20 protein-coding genes, 1 pseudogene and 1 riboswitch are annotated in these 20,997 nt (G+C 62.7%); of the genes and pseudogenes, 15 read left to right on the top strand and 6 right to left on the bottom strand.

Annotated elements, in window-relative coordinates; translation table 11 throughout:
• Positions 1 to 30: 30 nt before the first annotated feature.
• From ABIE35_RS04950 to ABIE35_RS04940, 3 genes are all read left to right on the top strand, one after another.
• Positions 31 to 234, top strand: coding sequence for a hypothetical protein (locus tag ABIE35_RS04950; RefSeq protein ID WP_354512879.1), 204 nt, complete (start codon positions 31 to 33; stop codon positions 232 to 234).
• 125 nt (positions 235 to 359) lie between these two features.
• The gene (locus ABIE35_RS04945; protein WP_207596486.1) at positions 360 to 662 is read left to right on the top strand and encodes a DUF4193 domain-containing protein; all 303 of its coding nucleotides are present in this window, start codon (positions 360 to 362) and stop codon (positions 660 to 662) included.
• A 215-nt stretch (positions 663 to 877) separates the two neighbouring features.
• Positions 878 to 1,423, top strand: coding sequence for an AMIN-like domain-containing (lipo)protein (locus tag ABIE35_RS04940; protein ID WP_354512877.1), 546 nt, complete (start codon positions 878 to 880; stop codon positions 1,421 to 1,423).
• A 94-nt stretch (positions 1,424 to 1,517) separates the two neighbouring features.
• Here ABIE35_RS04940 and ABIE35_RS04935 read toward each other — a convergent pair whose 3' ends face one another.
• Both ABIE35_RS04935 and ABIE35_RS04930 read right to left on the bottom strand, forming a co-directional pair.
• Positions 1,518 to 3,056, bottom strand: a complete 1,539-nt coding sequence (locus ABIE35_RS04935) for an APC family permease (protein WP_354512876.1) — start codon at positions 3,054 to 3,056, stop codon at positions 1,518 to 1,520.
• Positions 3,057 to 3,068: 12 nt separating this feature from the next.
• Positions 3,069 to 3,224: pseudogene (locus tag ABIE35_RS04930) on the bottom strand (agmatine deiminase family protein); the annotation flags it as partial.
• Between the two features lie 271 nt (positions 3,225 to 3,495).
• Here ABIE35_RS04930 and ABIE35_RS04925 point away from each other — a divergent pair.
• A complete protein-coding gene (locus ABIE35_RS04925) occupies positions 3,496 to 4,872 on the top strand; it encodes an HNH endonuclease (RefSeq protein WP_354513037.1) in 1,377 nt (458 codons plus the stop codon).
• A gap of 75 nt (positions 4,873 to 4,947) precedes the next feature.
• Here the strand turns inward: ABIE35_RS04925 and map are convergent, their stop codons facing one another.
• The gene (gene map / locus ABIE35_RS04920) at positions 4,948 to 5,727 is read right to left on the bottom strand and encodes a type I methionyl aminopeptidase (RefSeq protein WP_354512874.1); all 780 of its coding nucleotides are present in this window, start codon (positions 5,725 to 5,727) and stop codon (positions 4,948 to 4,950) included.
• A 68-nt stretch (positions 5,728 to 5,795) separates the two neighbouring features.
• Here map and ABIE35_RS04915 point away from each other — a divergent pair, with 68 nt between their 5' ends.
• Complete coding sequence (locus ABIE35_RS04915) at positions 5,796 to 6,098, top strand: helix-turn-helix domain-containing protein (RefSeq protein WP_354512872.1); 303 nt, start codon at positions 5,796 to 5,798, stop codon at positions 6,096 to 6,098.
• A gap of 18 nt (positions 6,099 to 6,116) precedes the next feature.
• Here ABIE35_RS04915 and ABIE35_RS04910 read toward each other — a convergent pair whose 3' ends face one another.
• Complete coding sequence (locus ABIE35_RS04910; RefSeq protein WP_354512870.1) at positions 6,117 to 6,698, bottom strand: helix-turn-helix domain-containing protein; 582 nt, start codon at positions 6,696 to 6,698, stop codon at positions 6,117 to 6,119.
• Positions 6,699 to 6,827: 129 nt separating this feature from the next.
• On the opposite strand from ABIE35_RS04910, the gene ABIE35_RS04905 reads away from it, so the two are divergent.
• Together ABIE35_RS04905 and ABIE35_RS04900 are read left to right on the top strand one after the other, a co-directional pair.
• Positions 6,828 to 7,808, top strand: coding sequence for an NAD(P)/FAD-dependent oxidoreductase (locus ABIE35_RS04905; protein ID WP_354513035.1), 981 nt, complete (start codon positions 6,828 to 6,830; stop codon positions 7,806 to 7,808).
• 112 nt (positions 7,809 to 7,920) lie between these two features.
• Complete coding sequence (locus tag ABIE35_RS04900) at positions 7,921 to 8,133, top strand: hypothetical protein (protein ID WP_354512868.1); 213 nt, start codon at positions 7,921 to 7,923, stop codon at positions 8,131 to 8,133.
• Between the two features lie 110 nt (positions 8,134 to 8,243).
• Here ABIE35_RS04900 and ABIE35_RS04895 read toward each other — a convergent pair whose 3' ends face one another.
• Positions 8,244 to 9,467 (bottom strand): amidohydrolase, encoded by a 1,224-nt coding sequence (locus tag ABIE35_RS04895; protein WP_354512866.1) that lies wholly within the window; start codon positions 9,465 to 9,467, stop codon positions 8,244 to 8,246.
• Positions 9,468 to 9,557: 90 nt separating this feature from the next.
• On the opposite strand from ABIE35_RS04895, the gene ABIE35_RS04890 reads away from it, so the two are divergent.
• Positions 9,558 to 10,217 (top strand): cyclodeaminase/cyclohydrolase family protein, encoded by a 660-nt coding sequence (locus ABIE35_RS04890; RefSeq protein ID WP_354512864.1) that lies wholly within the window; start codon positions 9,558 to 9,560, stop codon positions 10,215 to 10,217.
• Positions 10,218 to 10,287: 70 nt separating this feature from the next.
• Here the strand turns inward: ABIE35_RS04890 and ABIE35_RS04885 are convergent, their stop codons facing one another.
• Positions 10,288 to 11,838, bottom strand: coding sequence for an MFS transporter (locus tag ABIE35_RS04885; protein WP_354512862.1), 1,551 nt, complete (start codon positions 11,836 to 11,838; stop codon positions 10,288 to 10,290).
• 72 nt (positions 11,839 to 11,910) lie between these two features.
• Here ABIE35_RS04885 and ABIE35_RS04880 point away from each other — a divergent pair, with 72 nt between their 5' ends.
• The 7 genes from ABIE35_RS04880 (at position 11,911) to ABIE35_RS04850 (ending at position 20,966) form a co-directional block, all read left to right on the top strand.
• On the top strand, positions 11,911 to 12,450 hold the full coding sequence (locus tag ABIE35_RS04880) for a TetR/AcrR family transcriptional regulator (protein ID WP_026542543.1): 540 nt from the start codon (positions 11,911 to 11,913) through the stop codon (positions 12,448 to 12,450).
• 93 nt (positions 12,451 to 12,543) lie between these two features.
• Positions 12,544 to 12,641, top strand: a riboswitch (glycine riboswitch).
• Positions 12,642 to 12,821: 180 nt separating this feature from the next.
• Positions 12,822 to 15,668, top strand: coding sequence for an aminomethyl-transferring glycine dehydrogenase (gene gcvP, locus ABIE35_RS04875; protein WP_354512860.1), 2,847 nt, complete (start codon positions 12,822 to 12,824; stop codon positions 15,666 to 15,668).
• Between the two features lie 10 nt (positions 15,669 to 15,678).
• A complete protein-coding gene (gene gcvT, locus ABIE35_RS04870) occupies positions 15,679 to 16,812 on the top strand; it encodes a glycine cleavage system aminomethyltransferase GcvT (protein ID WP_354512858.1) in 1,134 nt (377 codons plus the stop codon).
• A gap of 100 nt (positions 16,813 to 16,912) precedes the next feature.
• Positions 16,913 to 17,299 (top strand): glycine cleavage system protein GcvH, encoded by a 387-nt coding sequence (gene gcvH / locus ABIE35_RS04865; protein WP_354512856.1) that lies wholly within the window; start codon positions 16,913 to 16,915, stop codon positions 17,297 to 17,299.
• 187 nt (positions 17,300 to 17,486) lie between these two features.
• Positions 17,487 to 18,899, top strand: a complete 1,413-nt coding sequence (locus tag ABIE35_RS04860) for an L-serine ammonia-lyase (RefSeq protein ID WP_354512854.1) — start codon at positions 17,487 to 17,489, stop codon at positions 18,897 to 18,899.
• 38 nt (positions 18,900 to 18,937) lie between these two features.
• On the top strand, positions 18,938 to 19,759 hold the full coding sequence (locus tag ABIE35_RS04855; RefSeq protein ID WP_354512852.1) for a DNA/RNA non-specific endonuclease: 822 nt from the start codon (positions 18,938 to 18,940) through the stop codon (positions 19,757 to 19,759).
• Positions 19,760 to 19,877: 118 nt separating this feature from the next.
• Positions 19,878 to 20,966, top strand: coding sequence for a lipid II:glycine glycyltransferase FemX (locus tag ABIE35_RS04850; protein ID WP_354512851.1), 1,089 nt, complete (start codon positions 19,878 to 19,880; stop codon positions 20,964 to 20,966).
• Positions 20,967 to 20,997 lie beyond the last annotated feature (31 nt).

Genomic DNA, 20,997 nt, shown 5'->3' with positions numbered 1-20,997 from the left:
CTCCACATCAGGGCTGGATACGGTTGCCGCATGATCGCTTCACTGGCCTCGCTGGCAACCCGCATTGGCACCACCCTGGGGGCCTGGATCGAGGCTGCGTACGTCCTGGATTGCTCTGAAGTGGAGTCCGGGGACGAGCACCGTCTGGCGTGGCTGCCCGCGCTGAGCGGCGTGACGGTGGCCAGCGCCCAGGCCATCCAATCGCACACTGTAAGGGTGCATCCAGAGCCGTAGAGAACGCGCGAAAGCTGCTGAATGTTGCGTTGGGCACACTATTCGTTGATCGCGGGTACTATGCCCTAAACTGCTTCACTGAGGTGCCGGAATAGGCACTATGCAGCAACGAAAGCGAACCCTCAATGGCTACTGATTACGACGCCCCGCGCAAGACCGAAGAAGACTCTCCGGCTGAATCTCTTGAGGCTCTTCAGGCATCCCGTGGCAACGCTGCACAGACTGCAGTGATTGACGTCGAAGAAAACGATACTGCCGAAGGAATCGACCTTCCCGGTGCTGATCTTTCCGGTGAAGAACTGACCGTCATTGTTGTCCCGGAGCAGTCGGACGAATTCACCTGTGGTTCCTGTTTCCTGGTCCGTCACCGGTCCCAGATTGCCCTCGAAAAGAACGGTCTCAAGTTCTGCAAGGACTGCGAAGGCTAGATAACGCCCGGGTCTCGTTATCTTCGATCACGAACATGGGTACGAAGGCTCTGGAAACTGCCCGCGTCGGCCGTAAAAGCGTTCTTTGACCGCCCTCCCGTGACCACCTTGTTGTCCCTTTAACGGTTATGCGCCGAAGCGGCAACAACCGGTCCCAGGTGGCTTTTGCCCTCCTACTGTTGAAGTATCAACTTCGCCTGAAGGGGGCACAAAAAATGAGGAAAATTGGAGCGGGCCTGGCAGCCGTCCTGGCCGTTGCCGGACTCGGTCTGGCTGCGCCGGGGCCAGCCTCGGCAGCATCTTACTGCGGAATTTCCTGGGGTTCGTTGGCCAAGGCCGACCCCGACATGAGTTCCGCCAACGTCACCAACGTCCGCACGGGCCAGCAGCCGTGTTTCGACCGCTTGGTGATCGATATGACGGGCAAAGTGGCCGGTTACTCCGTGCGATATGTCCCGGTAGTCACCCAGGACGCCACCGGCTACCCCATCCCCGTGCTGGGTGACGCAGACCTGCAAGTGGTGGTCACTGCGCCGTCTTATAACCAGTACAGCGAGCCTACCTACCTGCCCGCAGCCAAAGCGGAGCTCTCCAACGTCTCCGGCTACCAGACCTTCCGCCAGGTGGTTTATGCCGGCAGCTTCGAGGGCACCACGAGCATTGGGCTGGGTGTCCGTGCCCGGCTTCCGTTCAGGGTCTTTACCTTGGACGGGCCCGACGGCGGGTCCCGCCTGGTAGTGGACGTCGCCCACCGCTGGTAATTGAAGCCGCGGGATCGCCGGGAATGTACGAAAGCGGCCAGTTCGCCGGAACTTTCCGGGTGAACTGGCCGCTTTTCAGCGTTTTCGACGCTCGTTATTCAGGCACCACCAAAGCAGGGGTGTCCTTCCGGATGGTCTCGCCGCGGAAGAACCCGGGACGGACGCGGGACATGATCAGCATGACCACCGCACCCAAAGCCAGGATTCCGATGCCGAGGACGAATACCAGTCCCACGCCGAAGATCTCGGACCCACTGCCAAACTCCGGAGCCCAGCTGTCCACGGCGGTCTGCAGGAACACCACGAACAGGCCTACGCCACCGAACAGCGGGCATACGAGCCGCAGGAAGAAGTTCCGGGCACTGGCGAACACGCTGTTACGGAAGTACCACACACAGGCGATGGCCGTGAGCCCGTAGTAGAAGCAGATCATCAGGCCCAAAGCCAGGATGGTGTCGTTCAGGACGTTCTCGCTGATCACGTGCATCACCGCGTAGAAGCCCGCGGACAGGACGCCGGCCGCAACGGTGGCGAAGCCCGGCGTCGAGAACTTCTTGCTCATGTGGCTGAAGCGCTCCGGCAGGGCCCCGTAGTGCGCCATGGCCAGCAGGCTGCGAGACGGTGACGTGAAGGTGGACTGCAGGGACGCCGCGGAGCTGGAGAGCACGGCGAGGGACATGAGGATTGCGAACGGGCCCATCACCGGTGACGCGAGTGCGGTGAAGACGTTTGCGTGGTTTTCCTCGTTGTTCAGGCCGATTCCTGTGTCACCCACACCGGCAAACATCATGGTGGCGATGGTGACCAGCAGGTAGATGCCCAGGACTATGACGGCCGTGAGCGTGCCTGCGAGTCCGGCGGTCTTCTTGCCGTTGGCGGTCTCCTCGTTCACGGTCAGGCAGACATCCCAGCCCCAGTAGACGAAGATCGACAAAGAGATGCCGGCTGCGATCTGGCCGAAGGTTTCGATTTTGGTGACGTCGAACCAGTCCCAGCTGAAGGGAACAGCCGTCTCGGATGTGGACCAGTTGGCAAATGCCATGCCCACGAAAAGTCCCAGGACCAGCAGTTGGAAGCCCACCAAGCCGTACTGCACAATCTTGGTGGTGTGCAGGCCTCGGTAGCTGATCCAGACCGCCAAAGCTACGAATACGAAGCACGTGGCGACGTTCAGGAGCTTGTTGGAGGCGAGATCGGCGAGTTCTGGTGAGCCGGTGGCCTGCGCCAGGAACAGATAGAAGAAGTCCACGGCGACGCCCGCCAGGTTGGACAGGACAATGATGTTGGCCGCGAGCAGGCCCCAGCCACCCATCCAGCCCACCCACGGGCCGAACGCCTTGGTGACCCAAGTGAACGTGGTGCCGCTATCAGGGGAGTCTGCGTTGAGTTCCCTGTAGGCGAGCGAAACCAGGATCATCGGGATGAAGCCGATCAGGAAGATCACGGGCAGTTGCAGCCCCACTTCGTTGACAGTGGGGCCCAGGGCGCCCGTCAGCGTGTACGCCGGGGCGATGGTTGAAATGCCAAGAACGACGACGGCGAGGAGCCCCAGCTGCCCCGTCTTCAGTCCCTTGCCGCTGATGTCGTGCGACGTTGCAGCGTCGCTGCCGCTGCGGCGGATTGTCTGGCTCATAAGAGGCCCTTTCTAGATGGCCGAAGGCTGTTGCTGCGTGTTGCGGTGGATGCCGCCGCCCCGGGCGAAAAGTTCGCGCGTGTCAACACCGATCACGCGGCGTCCGGGGTAGGCGTCGGGAATGCGGAGTGCTTTCCCGTCCACGGGGTCGTTGAAACTGCAGGGAACTTGGAGGATGGCGGGGTACGTGTCCCGGGCTCGACGCGGGCCCGGGTATGGGGGCTTCGAGGCAGGTAGGTTTCAATCATGGCGGCATGTACTCCGGTGAGACGACAGTCACTAAATGAATAGCGTTCATTTAGTATGGCGTGAGTCACTCCCAAAGTGCAAGGCGCCGACCGGATGGCTTCCCTTCATGACTGGCATCCGGTACCGGGGGGCGCTTGCCGGGTTGGCCGAAGCCTCCAATAATGTCGGTGCCTCCTGGGAGAGTTGGGGCATGGAGCAGATCCGGGAAGGGCAGGCGAAGACGGCGGGGGTGTCTGCTGTGCCGCTTCTTGCTGTTTCCCGGGGCGTGGGCCGGTCTGGGAGTTCAGTTCAGTCCGGAAGTTCGGTTCGGCCTGGTTCAGTTCAGTCCGGCACTGTCAGCGGCGATTTGATTAGTCAGTTGCGGGTGTTGGAGGAGATGAAGTCGGCTATCTCCGGTTTGCAGGCGCAGATTGCTGTGGCGTTTGATTTGGCGCAGCGTGCCGAGCAGGCCGGGGCCGGGGTGCCCGCGGCGGAGCGTGGCAAGGGCGTGGGGGCGCAGGTGGCGTTGGCACGGCGGGAATCCCCCAATCGGGGAGCGAGGTTGTTGGGCTTGGCGAAGGCCTTGGTGATGGAGATGCCGCGCACCCTGGCGGCGCTGAGCAAGGGCCAGTTGAATGAGTGGCGGGCGACGCTGCTGGTGAAGGAAGCAGCGTGTTTGTCGGTGGAGGGCCGGGCTGCGGTGGATGCCGAACTGGCCCCTGATACCGGGACTTTCGAGGGTTTCGGTGACCGGGCCCTGGTCGCTGCGGTGAAAGCGGCCGCGTACCGTCGTGATCCACGGTCGGTGGCGCAACGGGCCAGCCACGCCGCCACGGAACGGTCGGTGAGTCTGCGCCCGGCGCCGGACACCATGACTTATCTGACCGCGCTCCTGCCGGTCGCCCAAGGGGTGGCCGCCTATGCGGCGTTGACCCGGGCCGCTGATGCGGCCCGTTCCAATGGGGATCCCCGGGGCCGCGGGCAGGTCATGGCCGACACCCTGGCCGAACGCCTCACCGGCACACCCGGCGGGGCCGCCGGGGTTGAACTCCAGCTCGTCATGACCGACCGGACCCTGTTCCAAGGCGACTCCGAACCGGCTAGGCTCCACGGCTACGGCATCGTCCCCGCGGAATGGGCCAGAACCCTGATCGGCGCAGAAGAACCCCACACCGGGGCCGGGACCAAAGCACGGGCCGACGAAGAGCAGGACTTCGCGGTCTGGGTCCGGCGGCTCTACACCGCACCCGGGAGCGGGGAACTGCTGGCCATGGACTCCAAAGCACGGCTCTTCCCGCACCGACACCGGCGATTCATCCAAGCCCGGGACCACACCTGTAGGACGCCGTACTGCGACGCGCCCATCCGGCACATCGACCACATCGTGCCCTGGCACTCCGGCGGAACCACCACCCTGGACAACGGCGCAGGGCTGTGCGAAGCGTGCAACCACACCAAAGAAAACCCCGGCTGGACCGCCACAGCCCTGCCCGCATCCACCCACACCCTGCACATCACCACACCCACCGGACACACCTACCACTCCAAAGCCCCACCACTCCCCGGACACCGACCCACCAGAACATGATGCAGGGAAGTTGGAATAGCTGCCCGGAGGGGACCCGATGGGCCTTTTCGCCCCCGTTGCCGGGCCGCTTTGCGCCTAGGGAGTCAGCGTCGGCAGAGTGAGGATTTCGGCTTCACCGTCGGTGATGGCGATGGTGTGCTCGCTGTGCGCTGTACGGCAGCCTGTCACGCTTCGGAGCGTCCAGCCGTCGGCGTCTGTAACCAATTGTGCGGTGTCTGCCATCACCCAGGGCTCCAAGGCGAGAAGCAAGCCCGGGCGGAGTTTGTATCCACGGCCGGGTCGTCCCATATTGGGAACGTGGGGATCCTGATGCATGGTTGACCCGATGCCGTGGCCGCCGAACTCGGTGTTGACGGGGTAGCCGGCGTCACTGAGGACCGACCCGATGGCATAAGAGATGTCTCCGATGCGGGCGCCTGGCCGGGCAGCCGCAATCCCGGCTCGCAGGGCGCGTTCGGTGGCGTCAATCATCGCAACGCTCTCGGATGGCTTGGATGTACCCACAATGAAGCTGATCGCCGAGTCGGCTGCGATTCCATCTTTCAAAACAGCCAGATCGAGGGTTAGCAGGTCACCTTCGGCCAGTGCGTAATTCCGGGGCAGGCCGTGCAGGACGGCATCGTTGACGCCTGTGCAGATGTAGTGGCCGAATGGTCCGCGGCCGAAGGAAGGAGCGTAGTCGACATAACAGGAGACGGCCCCGGCTTCGAGGATCATGGACTTGGCCCAACGGTTTATATCCAGGAGATTCGTGCCCACAGTTGCCCGGCTCTTCAGCGTCTGCAGGATGTTGGCAACCAGCGCGCCCGCCTCTCTTGCCCGGTCCAGTTCGGCGTGGCTCAGGATCTCAATCATTCGGCACCTTTCTCGTGTGTGACCAATAACTATCCCGGCCATATTATCCCGGTATTACAATTGGAGCCATGGTCAGGTTGCCGCTAACACCCGCAGAGGCCGAGCGTGGACAGCGTCTCGGTGCCCTGCTGCGCCGCGCCCGGGGTGACCGCTCGATGCTCGAAACCGCTCTCGACGCCCGGGTATCACCGGAAACGCTGCGGAAGATCGAGTCGGGCAGGGTGGCTACTCCGGCATTTCCAACGGTGGCCGCGATTGCTGACGTCCTTGGATTGTCCCTTGATGAGGTGTGGGCAGAGATTAACCGCCCTGCGCCCGATGCTGAGCCGGCGGCTTCGCGCCGGAACGCTCGGGAATGGCTTGCCTCCTAGTCCCACCGGGTGCCCTTCCTATCGCTTGGGTCGTGCCCGCACGTGAAGGCGTTCGCCTTGCTGGCCGAACAGGGTAAGGAGCTCGACGGGCTCTGACGTGGCACTGGCAAACCAGTGCGGGGTTCTGGTGTCGAATTCCGCCACCTCGCCCGGCTTGAGGACAAAGTCGTTCCCGCCCAACACCAGCCTGAGCTTGCCGTTGAGGACATACACCCAGTCGTAGCCCTCATGTGACTGCGGCGTCGGGGTCTCTTTACCCGTGCCACTCTTCAGGACCATCTTGAACGCCTGGATTCCGCCGGGGCGTCGAGTCAAAGGAACTGCGGTTCCCCACTCGTGAATGTGCGGCTTGAGGTGAATGCGGGGATCACCTGTTTGCGGGGCGTCAATCAATTCTTCGAGGGGGACTTGATGCAGCCTGGCTATGGGGAGAAGAAGTTCAAGTGTTGGCTTGCGTTGGCCCGATTCCAACCTGGACAGCGTGCTGACGGAAATGCCTGTCCCTTCCGAGGCTTCTGCGAGGGTCACGTTGCGCTGGGTCCGCAAGGCGCGCAGGCGAGGGCCGACGGCATCGAGCATGGTGCTGAAATCGGTAGTCATGCCCTCAGTTTGCCATATTGGCAAATTTCCTTGCTGATTTATTCGGCCGTGGCCAACCATGGAAGGAGCGGCGAAGGGCCGCTGGATACGCCTGGAGGCACAGTGAGCGAAGAAGTAACAGACCGTCAGATGGCCGGGGAGTATGACGTCGTTGTGGTGGGAGGTGGCGCAGCTGGGTTAAGTGCCGCCGTGACGCTGGGCAGGGCCTTGCGGTCCGTCCTCGTCATCGACGCCGGAGAGCCCCGGAACGCACCCGCCGCCGGGGTTCACGGATTCCTTTCCCGGGACGGAATCGACCCGCGGGAACTGCTGGAACTGGGGCGGACCGAAGCCCGGCACTACGGGGCGGACGTCGTGGAGGGCGTAGCCGTTGCTGCACGTTCGACGGCGGACCTCACCGCCGGGGCGGAACCAGCCTTCGAGGTGGAGTTGGCAGATGGCCGGACCATGGGTGCCCGCCGCTTGCTGGTCACCACGGGTTTGACGGACGTCCTCCCGGACATCGAGGGCATCCAGGAACGGTGGGGCCGCGATGTCCTGCATTGTCCCTACTGCCATGGCTGGGAGGTCCGGAACAAGGCGATTGGAATTCTGGGTTCAGGGCCGATGGCTTTGCATCAGACACTGCTGTTCCGTCAATGGAGCCCCAACGTCACGCTGTTCCTCAATGACGTTGTGGAGCCGACGGAAGAAGAATGGGAACAACTTGCTGCCCGTTCCATCACTGTGGTGGACGGCAAAGTCCAAGCACTGGAAGCCACTGACGACGCGTTGAGCGGTGTTGTCCTGGCTACGGGCAAAGTGATCCCCATGGAAGCTGTGGTGACAGGACCGCGTTTGGAGGCCCGGTCCACTGTGCTCGAGTCCTTGGGAGTTTCGTCGGTGGAACACCCCATGGGCATAGGAAGCCACGTGGAAGTGAGCCCCATAGGCGGCGCCACAACGGTGCCAGGTGTTTGGGCTGCGGGAAACGTCGCAGATCTCATGGGGCAGGTCATGGCTTCTGCAGCGTCAGGTGTCATGGCAGGCGCTGCCATCAATGCCGATCTCATCATGGAGGAGACCAAGTTGGCTGTGCGGGTAGTGCGCCAGGCGGCTCTATCCCACTAGGTCGGGTGCAGCCGCGCCGCACAGCGATCCAGTCGATTACAAAGCACAAAAGCATCGACGTGCATGCTCTGTCAGAGGACGATTGAAGGACAGCCGTTAAAGGAGGTTGGGTATGTGCTACGCGTACTACGACGACTTCGAGCGGCGCACGAAGTCGGACTCCGCGCGCAAGCCCGAGACGCACACGTCTGACGCAAAGAAGGAAGATGCTCCGGCGGAGAGCCGTCAACGGACGGAAGGAACGTTGTGGGCTTTCCTGGCCCGCCGTCGCAGGGAATCCGAGGCTTCCGAACCGACGATGAACCGCGTCCGCGAGAAAGTCTAGGCATTCACTGACGCAGTCAAGAAAGCCGGACCTGATCGGACAAAAAGGTGAAGGCGCTGCGATGGCAGCGCCTTCACCTTTGCCGGCGGACTGGTTGGCTGGCGAAAACCCTAGGACGCAGCGCCGAGGAACTCCCGGGCCGCCGTCACCAGGGCTTCGGTTCCTCGCGCCAGCGTTGGCTGGATAACTGGCGCAAAGTATGGCGAGTGATTCGACGGTATGTCCTCGGGAAGGCGACCTGTTGAGGCGAACTCCTTGAACAAGGCAGGCTCGGCGCCACCCAGGAACCAGAACACCAGCGGGGCACCGGCAGCCGTGGCCAAGACTCCCACGTCCTCGCTTCCGGACACAGGTCCGGGGTCGATAATCTGTGTTTCACCAAACTTTGCCTTGAATACTGCCGACACCCTCTTGGTGGCAGCTTCGTCGTTGACTGTCAGCGGGAACCGTTCTTCGAAGTGGATTTCCGGTTCCTTGGGAGCCCCTGAAGCTGTGGCTTCCCCCTTGGCAATGCGTTCAATTGAACCGAGGATCTTATCCCTGGTGGCATCACTGAAGGTACGGACGCTGAGGCCCAGGGTTGCCGTTTCCGGGATGATGTTGTTCTTGGTCCCTGAGTGAATCTGCCCAACGGTCACCACCGCGGAGTCACTGGCTGCGAGTTCACGCGAGACGATGCCCTGCAACCTGACAGTAGTTGCAGCGGCCATCAATGCCGGGTCAACAGTGGTCTCCGGACGCGATCCGTGGCCCCCTCGTCCGTGCAGAGTGATGTTCAGGGAATCGGCGGACGCCATGGTGACGCCGGGACGCATGCCGAACCAGCCGGCGGGGAATGGGGCCACATGTTGGCCCAGGACGACGTCGGGTTTCGGCACTACGTCATACAACCCATCGGCAACCATGGTTTCTGCCCCGCCGCCCCATTCTTCTGCCGGCTGGAAGAGGGCTATCAGGGTGCCTTGCCAGTCATCACGCTGCGCGGCCAGGACCTCCACCGCGCCAACCAGGCAGCTCACGTGCACGTCGTGGCCGCAAGCATGCATGACGGGCATGTCCTTGCCCTCATGATCAACACCTACGGCCGTGCTGGCGTAGTCCAAACCCGTTGCTTCCTTGACCGGCAACGCATCCATGTCTGCCCTGAGCATCACCACCGGTCCGGGCCCATTGTCCAGAACACCAACCACTCCGGTCTTTCCGATATTGCGGTGAACCGTGAAGCCGAGGTCTTCAAGATGGCCCGCGGCGATCCCCGCTGTACGGGTCTCCTGGAAGGATAATTCGGGATGGGCATGCAGGTCTTTGTAGAGCTCTTCGAGGTCAACGGTCATGAGTCTGCTCTTTTCGTTCGACGCCTAGGTCTGGCCAGTGTATCCAGCCCAAAGCTGCAAAGGCTGGGAAGCCCCGGCACACTGGATGGCATGAAAGATTCTGAATCAGTCACCACTCAGCAATCCACGGTGGAGGAGTGGACCAAGGCCTTGGCCGAGTCCACCGGTTCGCCGGGCGGAGGTGCCGGCACCGGGGTCATGCTCTCCATTGCGGCCTCGTTGACGTCCATGGTCGCCGGATACACCGAGGCGGAAGAGGCCCAGCGTGAACAGCTCGGTGACATCCACGCCCGGGCCCATGCACTCCGCCAAACCGCGCTTCAACTAGCCGACGACGACGCGTCAGCCTCCAACGCTTTCGGCGCCGCCTTCCGCCTGGACCCCGGACCCGAACGAGAGGATGCCATCCACCAGGCATCCGTCGATGCCGCGAAAGCATCCGCGGTCCTTGGCGAGAGGGCCATTGACGCTATTGAAGATCTCGGCTGGCTCGCTTCCCACGGCAACCCCGCGCTGATCGCCGACGTCGTAGTGGGCTTCGGAGCCCTCCGGGCAGCAATCGCCGGAGCCCGAACCAATGTGAGCTTCGACCTCGCATCCTTGACCTCCGCGGGCGCCACGATGGAGGAAGTCCGGGAACAACATCCGGAACTATGGAACACCGTCAGCCGGCTCAGCGACGCCCTCGAAAGAATCGACCAACTGACCGCCGGCGTCGACAAGAAAGCGGCGCCAACGGAAGACTTGTGAGGCCCGGTTTGCGTGGCAAATCCCCACGGGACCACGCAAAGCGGGCCTCACAACGGTAATACCGGGCCTATTACTGCGCCTTCGGCACACGCCGGAGCACGACGGCGGCGAGCACTGCCGCGCCGGCCATCAGGACCAGCCCGATCGCCGCAGTGATGTGGACGCCGGACTCGAAGGCTGACCGGGCGGCGACTGTCAACGCTTCCGACAACGGCGCCGGGAGTGCGGCTGCCGCATCAACAGCACCGGCGAGGGTTTCCCCTGACTTCCCGGCGGCCTGCGAGGAGACGCCGTCCGGAATGATGAGGTTGTGCTGGTAGGAAGCCGTAAGGATCGAGCCGAGCACAGCCGTTCCCAGAAGTGAACCCAGTTCATATCCGGTCTCGGAAATGGCCGAGGCCGCGCCGGACTTGTCTGCAGGTACCGAGGCCAGGATGAGGTCGTTGGAGATAGTCTCCGCGGCACCGACGCCCACGGCGAGAACGGTCAGTGCCGACAGCAGGAATACGGGTCCGCTGCCGTGATCGCCCACCACCACAATCAAGTAACCGACGGCGCTGAGCGTCAGGCCCGCGGCGACAACGAACCCGGGCCGGACACGCTTGACCAGCGGGACCACCAGCAGGCCTGCGATGACCGTTGCCAGGAGGGCGGGAATCATGGCGATACCAGCCTCCATGGGGGACTGGCCCTCAACGAGTTGCAGGTGCTGGGCGAAGAAGTAGATAAAGCCCGTCATGGAGAACAGGGACAAGACGTTCGCGATGATTGCCGTGCTGAACACCTTGTTCTTGAACAAGGAAACGTCCAGCATGGGGTTCGCAATCCGCTGCTGGCGGCGAACGAACAGGATGCCCATCACCAGGCCGAAGACCATGAAAGCTGCAGCCGATGCTCCGAAGCCGTGAACTGCGAATTCCTTGATGCCGTAGACAAACGGGGCCATGGTGACGACGGACAAGAGGATGCTGGGCACATCCACGCGCCCAGGATTTGAGTCCTTGGACTCGGGAATCAGGACCCGGCCGAAAGCCAGCAGCGGCAGGAGCAGGAAAGCGGCGACCAGGAAAACAGCACCCCACCAGAAGTGCTCCACCAGCCACCCACCAAAGATGGGGCCAAGGGCGGCGCCACCCGAGAAGCCTGCAGCCCAGACGGCGATGGCGAGCCGGCGCCGGTTGGGATCGGTGAAGATGTTCCGGATCAGGGACAGGGTTGAAGGCATCAGCATGGCACCGAAGACACCAAGGCCGGCGCGGCCGGCGATCAACCACTCGGCGGAGGGTGCGAAGGCTGTAGCAGCCGAAACCGCAGCGAAGCCCGTGCTGCCGATCAGCAGCAGCCGCCGTCGTCCGATCCTGTCGCCCAAGTTACCCATGGAGACGAGCAACGCGGCGAGGACCAGAGGATAGGCGTCAACAATCCAGAGCAGTTGGACGCCGCCCACGTCCAGGGACCGGGCGATCTCAGGCAGGGCGAAGGTGAGCGCGGTGTTGTCGACGGCCACCAGCAGCACCGGAAACATCAGGAGTGCCAGCGCCGTCCAGTCGCGCCACGGTGCTGCCAGGCCCATATCGGGACGAGCGGAACGGGGTGTTTGGGTTGAGGACGGCGAGAACATGTCCCTTACTATACCGTCCAGACGGTACAGTTACAAATAGAACCCACTAAGCCTTTAGGGAATGATGGACACATGCCACGAAAACCAGTTGCCCGGGACGCTGTCCTGGACGCCTTTGAAGCCCTCCTGATTGAAGTGGGGGAGCGGGCTGCCACCCTCGACGCTGTCGCCAAGAGGGCAGGGGTGTCCAAAGGTGGGCTGCTCTACCACTTCCCCAACAAAGAAGCGCTGATCACGGCACTCTTGGAGCGACTGGACCTGCTCGCAGATGAAGACACCGAGCTGATGAAGGCTGCCCCTGATGGCTCCGCCGCCTACTTCATCCGGTCCTCACTCTGGGCGGATACCCCCATGGACCGGGCGTTCGTCGCCGCCACCAGGCTGGCTGAGGTTGCCCACGAAGAAACCCGCCGCAGATTTGCTGCCATCCAACAGCGGTGGCTGGATGTGCTGGCAGAAGACGTTGGGCCGGAGGTTGCCAAGGCCGTCAGTTACATGGGAGACGGCCTCTACTTCAACGCAATCTTCGAAGGCGGCCAGGAAGGCGGCAACGCTGGGCGGGAGGCCGACGTCGAAATCCTCCTGGGAGTCCTGGAGCGGCTGCGGAAGTAGAGGTTCATCCATTTGCTGCAAAGCCCGGCGCATAGGACAATTAAGTCTTGTGACGTGCCCAACGTGGTGCGCACCTACAACTGAACATGCCTTTGATCTGCGGCGGGAGAGTCCTGCACGTAAGTGATGCAGGCGCCGTAGGAGCAAACCCTCCCCAGGAATCTCTCAGGCCCACGCACCGCCGCGGCGAGGCAACTCTGGAAAGCAGCAGGCACTCAGCCCACCTCGGGGTGAATGAGCGCTGTGCTCACCGACGGTGCAAGCGATGTTGTTCACGCAATGGCGCGGAAACTCTCAGGTCCAATACAGAGCGGGGAGGAACCCAGCCACTGCGGCGTACCCAAACGCCGCCCAAGCAATGGAGTTCCTTCGTGACGGTTAGTTCTGCCTCCACCACCTTCGTCGATCGGCATATCGGCGCCCGCCGCCAGGCCGACATTGAGACCATGCTCAAGTCCGTCGGCTACGACACCGTTGATTCGCTGGTGGACACCGCCGTCCCGAACGACATCCGCCAGGACGTTGCCCTCACCCTGCAGAACGCTTTGAGCGAAGTTGAGGTTCTGGCCGAGCTCCGCAAGCTCGCGTCCAAGAACAAGACCGCCGTCCAGATGATCGGCCAAGGTTACTACGACACCGTGACGCCGCCGGTGATCCGCCGTAACATCCTTGAGTCTCCGGCCTGGTACACCGCCTACACCCCGTACCAGCCGGAAATCTCCCAGGGCCGTCTCGAGGCTCTCCTGAACTTCCAGACCATGGTCCAGGACCTGGTTGGCCTGCCGATCGCCAACGCCTCCCTATTGGACGAAGCCACGGCCGTGGCGGAAGCCGTGCTCATGATGCGCCGCGCCAACAAGAACAAGGCTGTCCAGGACGGCAAGACGGTCCTCGACGCCGACTGCCTCCCTCAGACCATCGCCATTGTGAAGGGCCGCGCTGAGGCTCTCGGCTTTGAGGTCGAGGTTGCTGACCTCTCGCTCGGTCTCCCGGAAGGTGCCATCAACGGCGTCGTGCTCCAGCAGCCCGGTGTTTCCGGCCGCGTGTTCGACCACTCAATTGTGATCGCCGAGGCCAAGGAGCGTGGCGCACTTGTCACTGTTGCTGCCGACCTCCTGTCCCTCACTCTTATCACCCCTCCGGGGGAGCAGGGTGCGGACATCGCTGTTGGTTCCGCGCAGCGCCTGGGCGTTCCGCTGTTCTTCGGCGGCCCGCACGCCGCGTACATGGCCGTCCAGAAGGGCCTGGAGCGTTCCATGCCCGGCCGTCTGGTAGGCGTTTCCAAGGACGACGCCGGTGTCCCCGCCTACCGCTTGGCGCTACAGACCCGCGAGCAGCACATCCGCCGCGAGAAGGCCACGTCCAACATCTGTACCGCGCAGGCGCTGCTCGCCATCGTCGCTTCGATGTACGCCGTTTACCACGGCCCCGAGGGCCTGAAGGCGATCGCCGAGACCGCCCACAGCCACGCACGGACGCTCGCAGCGTCACTGAAGGCCGCCGGCGTCGAGGTCCTGCACGGTTCCTTCTTTGACACCATTACTGTGCGCGTCCCGGGCAAGGCCGCGGAGATCGTCGCCGCCGCCGAGGCCAAGGGCATCAACCTGCGCGGCGTCGACGCCGACACGGTTGGTATCTCGGTTGATGAGACCACGACGTCCGGGATTGTCGGCGACGTCGTAGCGGTCTTTGGTGCTTCGGTGGCCGAAGCTGCTGAAGGCTTGGCTCTTGAAGCTTCCGTGGAGCGCACCAGCGACTTCATGCAGCACCCGGTGTTCAACACCCACCGCTCCGAAACCCAGCTTCTCCGCTACATCCGCAAGCTCTCAGACCGCGACCTCGCGCTGGACCGCACCATGATCCCGCTTGGTTCCTGCACCATGAAGCTGAACGCCACGGCTGAGATGGAAGCCATCTCCTGGCCGGAGTTCGCCTCCATCCACCCGTTCGCTCCGGATTCGCAGACCGAGGGCTGGCGTGAACTCATCACCGACCTCGAGTCGCAGCTGACCGAGATCACCGGCTACGACCAAGTCTCCATCCAGCCGAACGCCGGTTCCCAGGGTGAACTGGCAGGCCTGCTGGCCATCCGCGGCTACCACCTGTCCCGCGGCGACGAGCAGCGCAACGTCTGCCTCATCCCCGCCTCGGCCCACGGCACCAACGCTGCCTCGGCAGTGCTGGCCGGCATGAAGGTAGTGGTTGTGGCCACGGCGCCTGACGGCACCATCGACCACGTTGACCTCAAGAACAAGATTGAGGCCCACCGGGACGCCCTATCGGCCATCATGATCACCTACCCCTCCACGCACGGCGTGTACGACGCTGACGTCCGCGAGGTCTGCGACGCCATCCACGAAGCCGGCGGCCAGGTGTACATCGACGGGGCCAACCTCAACGCACTCGTCGGGCTCGCGCAGCCGGGCAAGTTCGGCGGCGATGTGTCACACCTGAACCTGCACAAGACCTTCTGCATCCCGCACGGCGGTGGTGGTCCCGGTGTTGGCCCGGTTGCTGCCAAGGCACACCTCGCACCGTTCATGCCGGGCGATGCAGCCTCTTGGACCGAAGGCAACGACGTCCCGATCTCCGCATCCCGGTTCGGTTCCGCCGGTGTCCTGCCGATTTCCTGGGCCTACGTGAAGCTCATGGGCGGCCAGGGACTCACCGAAGCCACCAAGTCCGCGCTGCTCGCTGCGAACTACATCGCATCCCGCCTCAACGACCACTTCCCGGTGCTTTACACCGGCGAAGGCGGACTCGTGGCCCATGAGTGCATCCTGGACCTCCGCGAACTGACCGCCAAGACCGGAGTCACCGCTGAAGATGTGGCCAAGCGCCTCATCGACTTCGGCTTCCACGCTCCCACCCTGGCCTTCCCTGTTGCCGGAACCCTGATGGTGGAACCCACCGAATCCGAAGACCTCGTGGAGATCGACCGCTTCATCGAAGCCATGATCACCATCCGCAAGGAAATCGACCAGGTGGCCCATGGCGACTTCGCGGTGGAGAACTCGCCGCTGCGCAAGGCACCCCACACAGCTGCCGCCGTCGTAAGTTCTGATTGGGACCGCGCGTACCCGCGCGAGCAGGCCGCGTTCCCGGTCCATCACCTGAAGCAGGACAAGTACTTCCCGCCCGTTGGCCGCATCGACGGCGCAGCCGGTGACCGCAACCTTGTGTGCTCCTGCCCTCCGATCGAAGACTTCGAAAACTAAGGACCCGGATATGTCTGAGAACTACACCGCGCTCTACGAAGAGCACAAGAAGCTCGGCGCGTCCTTTACCGACTTCGGTGGCTGGCAAATGCCCCTCAAATACTCGTCCGAATTGGCTGAGCACCACGCCGTCCGCAAGACCGCCGGCCTGTTCGACCTCTCCCACATGGGCGAAGTTTGGGTCACCGGTCCCGAGGCAGCCGCGTTCCTCGATTACGCCCTGGTAGGCAAGATCTCCGCCATGGCCATCGGTAAGGCCAAGTACTCGCTGATCTGCCAGGAGGACGGCGGCATCATCGATGACCTCATCACCTACCGTCGTGGCGAGGATAACTTCCTGGTGGTCCCGAACGCGGGCAACGCCAAGGTTGTGGCTGACGCGCTGTTGGAGCGCGCCGCCGGTTTCAATGTGGTTGTTGAAGACGCTTCTGCCGAGACCTCGCTGATCGCCGTTCAGGGTCCGCTTGCTGAAGCGATCCTCCTCCGCCTGGTGCCAGCTGAACAGCACGCACTGGTCACTGAACTCAAGTACTACGCGGCGGTTGACGTCCCGTTCACGTTCGACGGCGGCACTCAAGACCTGCTGCTCGCCCGCACCGGGTACACCGGCGAAGACGGCTTCGAGATCTTCGTGGCCAACGAATCCGCAGCAGCCCTGTGGCAGGCTATTGCTGCCTCCGCGAATGAAGGTGAGCTGATTCCGGCCGGGCTGGCATCGCGAGATTCCCTGCGGCTCGAAGCCGGTATGCCCCTCTACGGCAACGAACTCTCCCGCGAAGGCAACCCCTTCGCTGCAGGGCTGGGACCCGTAGTGGCGCTCTCCAAAGAAGGCGACTTCGTGGGCAAGGACGCACTCGCTGCCCTGAAGGCCGACGGCGCCGGCTCCACCAGCGGACGCAAACTCGTTGGCCTCAAGGGCCTCGGCCGCCGTGCCGGACGCGGCCACTACCCGGTCCTCAAAGACGGCGCAGTGGTTGGCGAAGTCACGTCCGGTCAGCCCAGCCCCACGCTCGGCTACCCGGTAGCGTTGGCTTATGTCGCCGTCGAGCATTCAGAGCTTGGCACCGCGCTGGACATTGACCTGCGGGGCAAGAGCGAGCCGTTCGAAGTCGTCGCACTGCCGTTCTACAAGCGCCAAAAGTAAGACTTTTTTGTACAGCACCTGCCCTTAAAGCACCCGCTAAAGGGCATGTGCTGTACAAAAACTCCAACGATTTTCATTCCCTCGACGTAAAGGAAACAGAATGCCCAAAGTAGCGCCCGAACTTCAGTACTCCGACGAGCACGAGTGGGTTTCCCGCGGCGAGGGGAACTCGGTGTCCGTTGGTATCTCCGAGGTTGCCACCGACGCACTGGGTGACATTGTGTACGTTGACCTGCCCGAGGTTGGTTCCTCTGTGACTGCCGGCGAGACCTGTGGCGAAGTTGAGTCCACCAAGTCCGTCTCGGACCTGTACTCGCCCGTTACCGGTGAGGTCACCGAGATCAACGACGCTGTTGTCGGCGACCCCGCCCTGATCAACAACGACCCCTACGGCGCCGGCTGGCTCTTCAAGGTTGCTGCTGAGTCCGAGGGCCCGCTGCTCACGGCCGAGGAATACGCCTCCAAGAATGGCGGAGACCTGTCCTAGGGATCCCGCCACGCAAGCCCGGTGGGCGTAGCGTGGTTTGTAGTAACTGAATAATTTGCGACGCCGGGTTGCCGCCTTTGGGGGCCATCCGGCGTCGTGCTTCGGTCGCCTTCCGCCACAAGCGGGATCGGCCATCCGGCAGGACCATCTGCCGGGACATCTCAAGTTTTATGAAGGAATCACGGCTATGGCTGTTGGTGTTTTCGATCTGTTCACTGTTGGTATTGGCCCGTCGAGTTCCCATACCGTGGGGCCGATGCGGGCCGGGGCGGTGTTTGCCGGCGAGTTGCGGGACGCTGGTGTCCTGGATTCAGTGGCGTCGTTGCGGGTTGACCTGTATGGGTCGTTGGCTGCGACGGGTCGTGGGCATGGGACCATGACGGCGACGTTGCTCGGACTTGAGGGCTATGATCCCGCGGAAATCCTGCCTGATCAGGTGGAGGAGCGTTTGGCCTCGATTGCTGAGACGGGTGTGCTGAACCTGGCTGGTGCCTTCGGTGAGGGTGTGGAGGTGCCGTACGCGGTGGAGGACATGATTCTGCATCCGTTGACGGTGTTGCCGCGGCATACGAATGGGATGAAGTTCGCTGTTTCCGATGCTGGGGGGAATGTTCTGCGAGAGGCGACGTTCTTCTCGGTCGGCGGTGGGTTCATTGTCCGGGAGGGTGAGGAGAACGCGGCTCAGCAGGAGTTGGAGGAGTCGAAGAAGGAGTTGCCGTTGCCTTTTAGGACGGCGGCGGAGTTGATGGGGCGGTGTTCGTCGAAGGGTTTGGGGATCAGCGACATCATGTTCATCAATGAACGGGCGTCCCGGTCGGAGGAGGAGATCCGGGAGGGTTTGCTGCATATCTGGTCCGTGATGGAGGCCTGCGTTGAAACCAGTTTGAAGCGTGAGGGTGTGTTGCCGGGTGGGTTGCGGGTCCGTCGTCGTGCTCCTGATTGGTTGGAGCGGTTGTTGAAGGAGGACAAGGACCGGAACGATCCGAAGTATTGGCAGGAGTGGGTGAACCTGATCGCGCTGGCGGTCAATGAGGAGAACGCGTCCGGTGGGCGTGTGGTGACGGCGCCGACGAATGGTGCGGCGGGGATCATTCCGGCGGTGTTGTATTACGCGTTGAATTACGCCCCGGGCATGGACAAGGCTTCCCAGGCTGATAAGGACGATGTGGTGGTGAAGTTCTTGCTCGCTGCCGGTGCTGTGGGTGTGTTGTATAAGGAGCAGGCGTCCATTTCGGGTGCTGAGGTGGGGTGTCAGGGCGAGGTGGGGTCGGCGTCGTCGATGGCTGCTGCCGGGTTGGCTGAGGTGATGGGTGGTACTCCGGGTCAGGTGGAGAATGCTGCGGAGATCGCGATGGAGCATAACCTGGGGCTGACGTGTGATCCGATCGGTGGGTTGGTGCAGATTCCGTGTATTGAGCGGAACGCGATTGCTGCGGCGAAGGCGATCAACGCGGCGAAGATGGCGCTCTGGGGCGACGGAACACACCGGGTCTCGTTGGATGAGGTGATCGTGACCATGCGGGAAACGGGCAAGGACATGTCCCATAAGTACAAAGAAACAGCGATGGGCGGCCTCGCCGTCAACGTCGTCGAATGCTGAGTCTGTTTACTGTCAGTGCCTAGTGCCATGCTGTATCCATGAGCGGGGGATACGACAGGGATTTTTTGCGGGCACGCCTTGAGCTGCCCAGTCCGTCGGCAACGACGACTCTTTTGGACTACATCCACTTCTCCGTGCGCTTCCGGGCTGCCCGGAAGCTCGCGGCGATCGTGGGGGTTAACATCAGCGGCGCGGAGCTGAATCCCTTGGCCCGCGAGGGGACGTGGCATTTCGACGACAGGATCCCCAGGGAACAGCAGGCGGGCCCGGACGTCTACAAGAACAACGCGTTCGACCGCGGCCACCTGGTGAGACGTCTGGATCCCGTCTGGGGTGACGCGGCCACGGCCAAGAAAGCCAACCAGGACACGTTTGCCTTCACCAACGCTGCGCCGCAGGTGGATGACTTCAACCAAGGCAAAGAGCTGTGGGTAGGGCTCGAGGACCACGTGCTGAGCCACGCCGATGCCCACGACGCCAAGCTCAGCGTGTTCACGGGGCCCGTCTTCCTTGACGATGACCAGCCCTACCGCGGCGTCCAGATCCCGCGGAAGTTCTGGAAGATCGCCGCCTGGACCAACGATGCCAAGCTGGCCGCCGTCGGGTTCGTCCTTGACCAGTCGCCGCTGCTGGGCAAGGTCGAGCTGAGGAGGGCCATCGACCAGCGGCTCCTGGAAGGCGAACCACCTCCGCTGGGGCCGTTCCGGACCTTCCAGGTTCCTATTGGGCACATCGCCGACCTAACAGGACTCAGCCTCAGCCGGCTCACCAACGCGGACAGGCTCGTCAGCGGCCAGCGGGAACTGGGCAGGCAGCCGAAGGCGATCCAGCTGGAGAGCACGGACCAGATCCGTTTGTAGACACCTGCCAGGGCGCCTTTCTCCTGGTAGATGAGTCGATTTTTCTCAGCCCGATAGACTTGAGGCTGCATGTCCGCATGCGCACTACGCTTTTGAACACTGCACCAAAACCCTGAGATTGGACACGGCCACCTTGCGAGAATTTACCGCCCGCTTTGCCACCGCCGAGGAAATCGATAACTGGGACAAGCACGTCACGGCGAACCCCAACGGCGGCAACATGCTGCAGTCGGACGCCTACGCGGCAGTCAAGGACGGTAACGGCTGGTTGGTCCGCCGTCTGGTGGTGGAGACCTCCGATTACACCAGCTACAACCTCCTCCTGGAAAAGAAGTTCCCGGTCATGGGCCGGCTCTGGTACCTGATCAAGGGCCCGGACGCTGCCGCCGTGGAAGACATCAGCCCCATGCTCAATGCCATCTCCACCCTGGCCAAGGAGCAGAAGATGAACGTCTTCACCATCAAGATCGAGCCGGACGTCGTTGAATCGCCAGAGGCTGCAGCACAACTCAAGGCCGCCGGGTTGGTCAAGGCTCCCAACATCCAGTCCAACGACTCCACAGCGCTGCTGGACATCTCCGCACCGGCCAATGAGGTGCTCCGCAGCATCTCCTCACGCGCCCGGAACGCGGTCCGCAGGGCCGAACGCGAAGGGTGCGAGGTTGTGCAGGGAGAGCCCGGCGAGGACAGCTATCGCAAGCTTTACGCCCTCATGCGGAACACCATGGACGCTAAAGGTGCCATGCCGCTGCGGAGCTACGAGTACTACGCAAAGTTCTGGGAAGAGTTCTGCAGCCGGGGCCAGGGTCACTTCTTTTTCGTTCACGAGGACGGAACACCGAGCGTGGGCGCTTTCGTCATCAACTACGGCTCCAAGGCCACCTACAAGGACGGCGGATCCACCCAGAACCGCAAGCAGTACGGCGACTCACACCTGGTCCAGTGGGCAGCGATCCAGCGCATGCAGGAGCTCGGCTGCGTTGAGTACGACTTCTGCGGTACGCCGCCTGCCGCAAGGATCAAGGACAAGAGCCACCCGCTCTACGGCCTGGGATCGTTCAAGACAAGCTTCACCAAAACCGTCACGGACTTCGTGGGCTGCTACGACCTCGTCCTGGGACCTGTCCGCTACAAGTTGTGGCTCAAGGGTGCGGAACGCATCTTCCGCCGACTCGAGACCATGCGCACCGGCGGCCAGTTCTACTGACGGTCACCGCAGCCACCAAGCCAAGCAACTT

It is taken from the genome of Paenarthrobacter sp. 4246 (genome assembly GCF_040546855.1).
Classification (GTDB): Bacteria; Actinomycetota; Actinomycetes; order Actinomycetales; family Micrococcaceae; genus Arthrobacter.
Note: the sequence above shows the minus strand (reverse complement) of the source record. Positions and strands in the feature narration are given on the sequence as shown.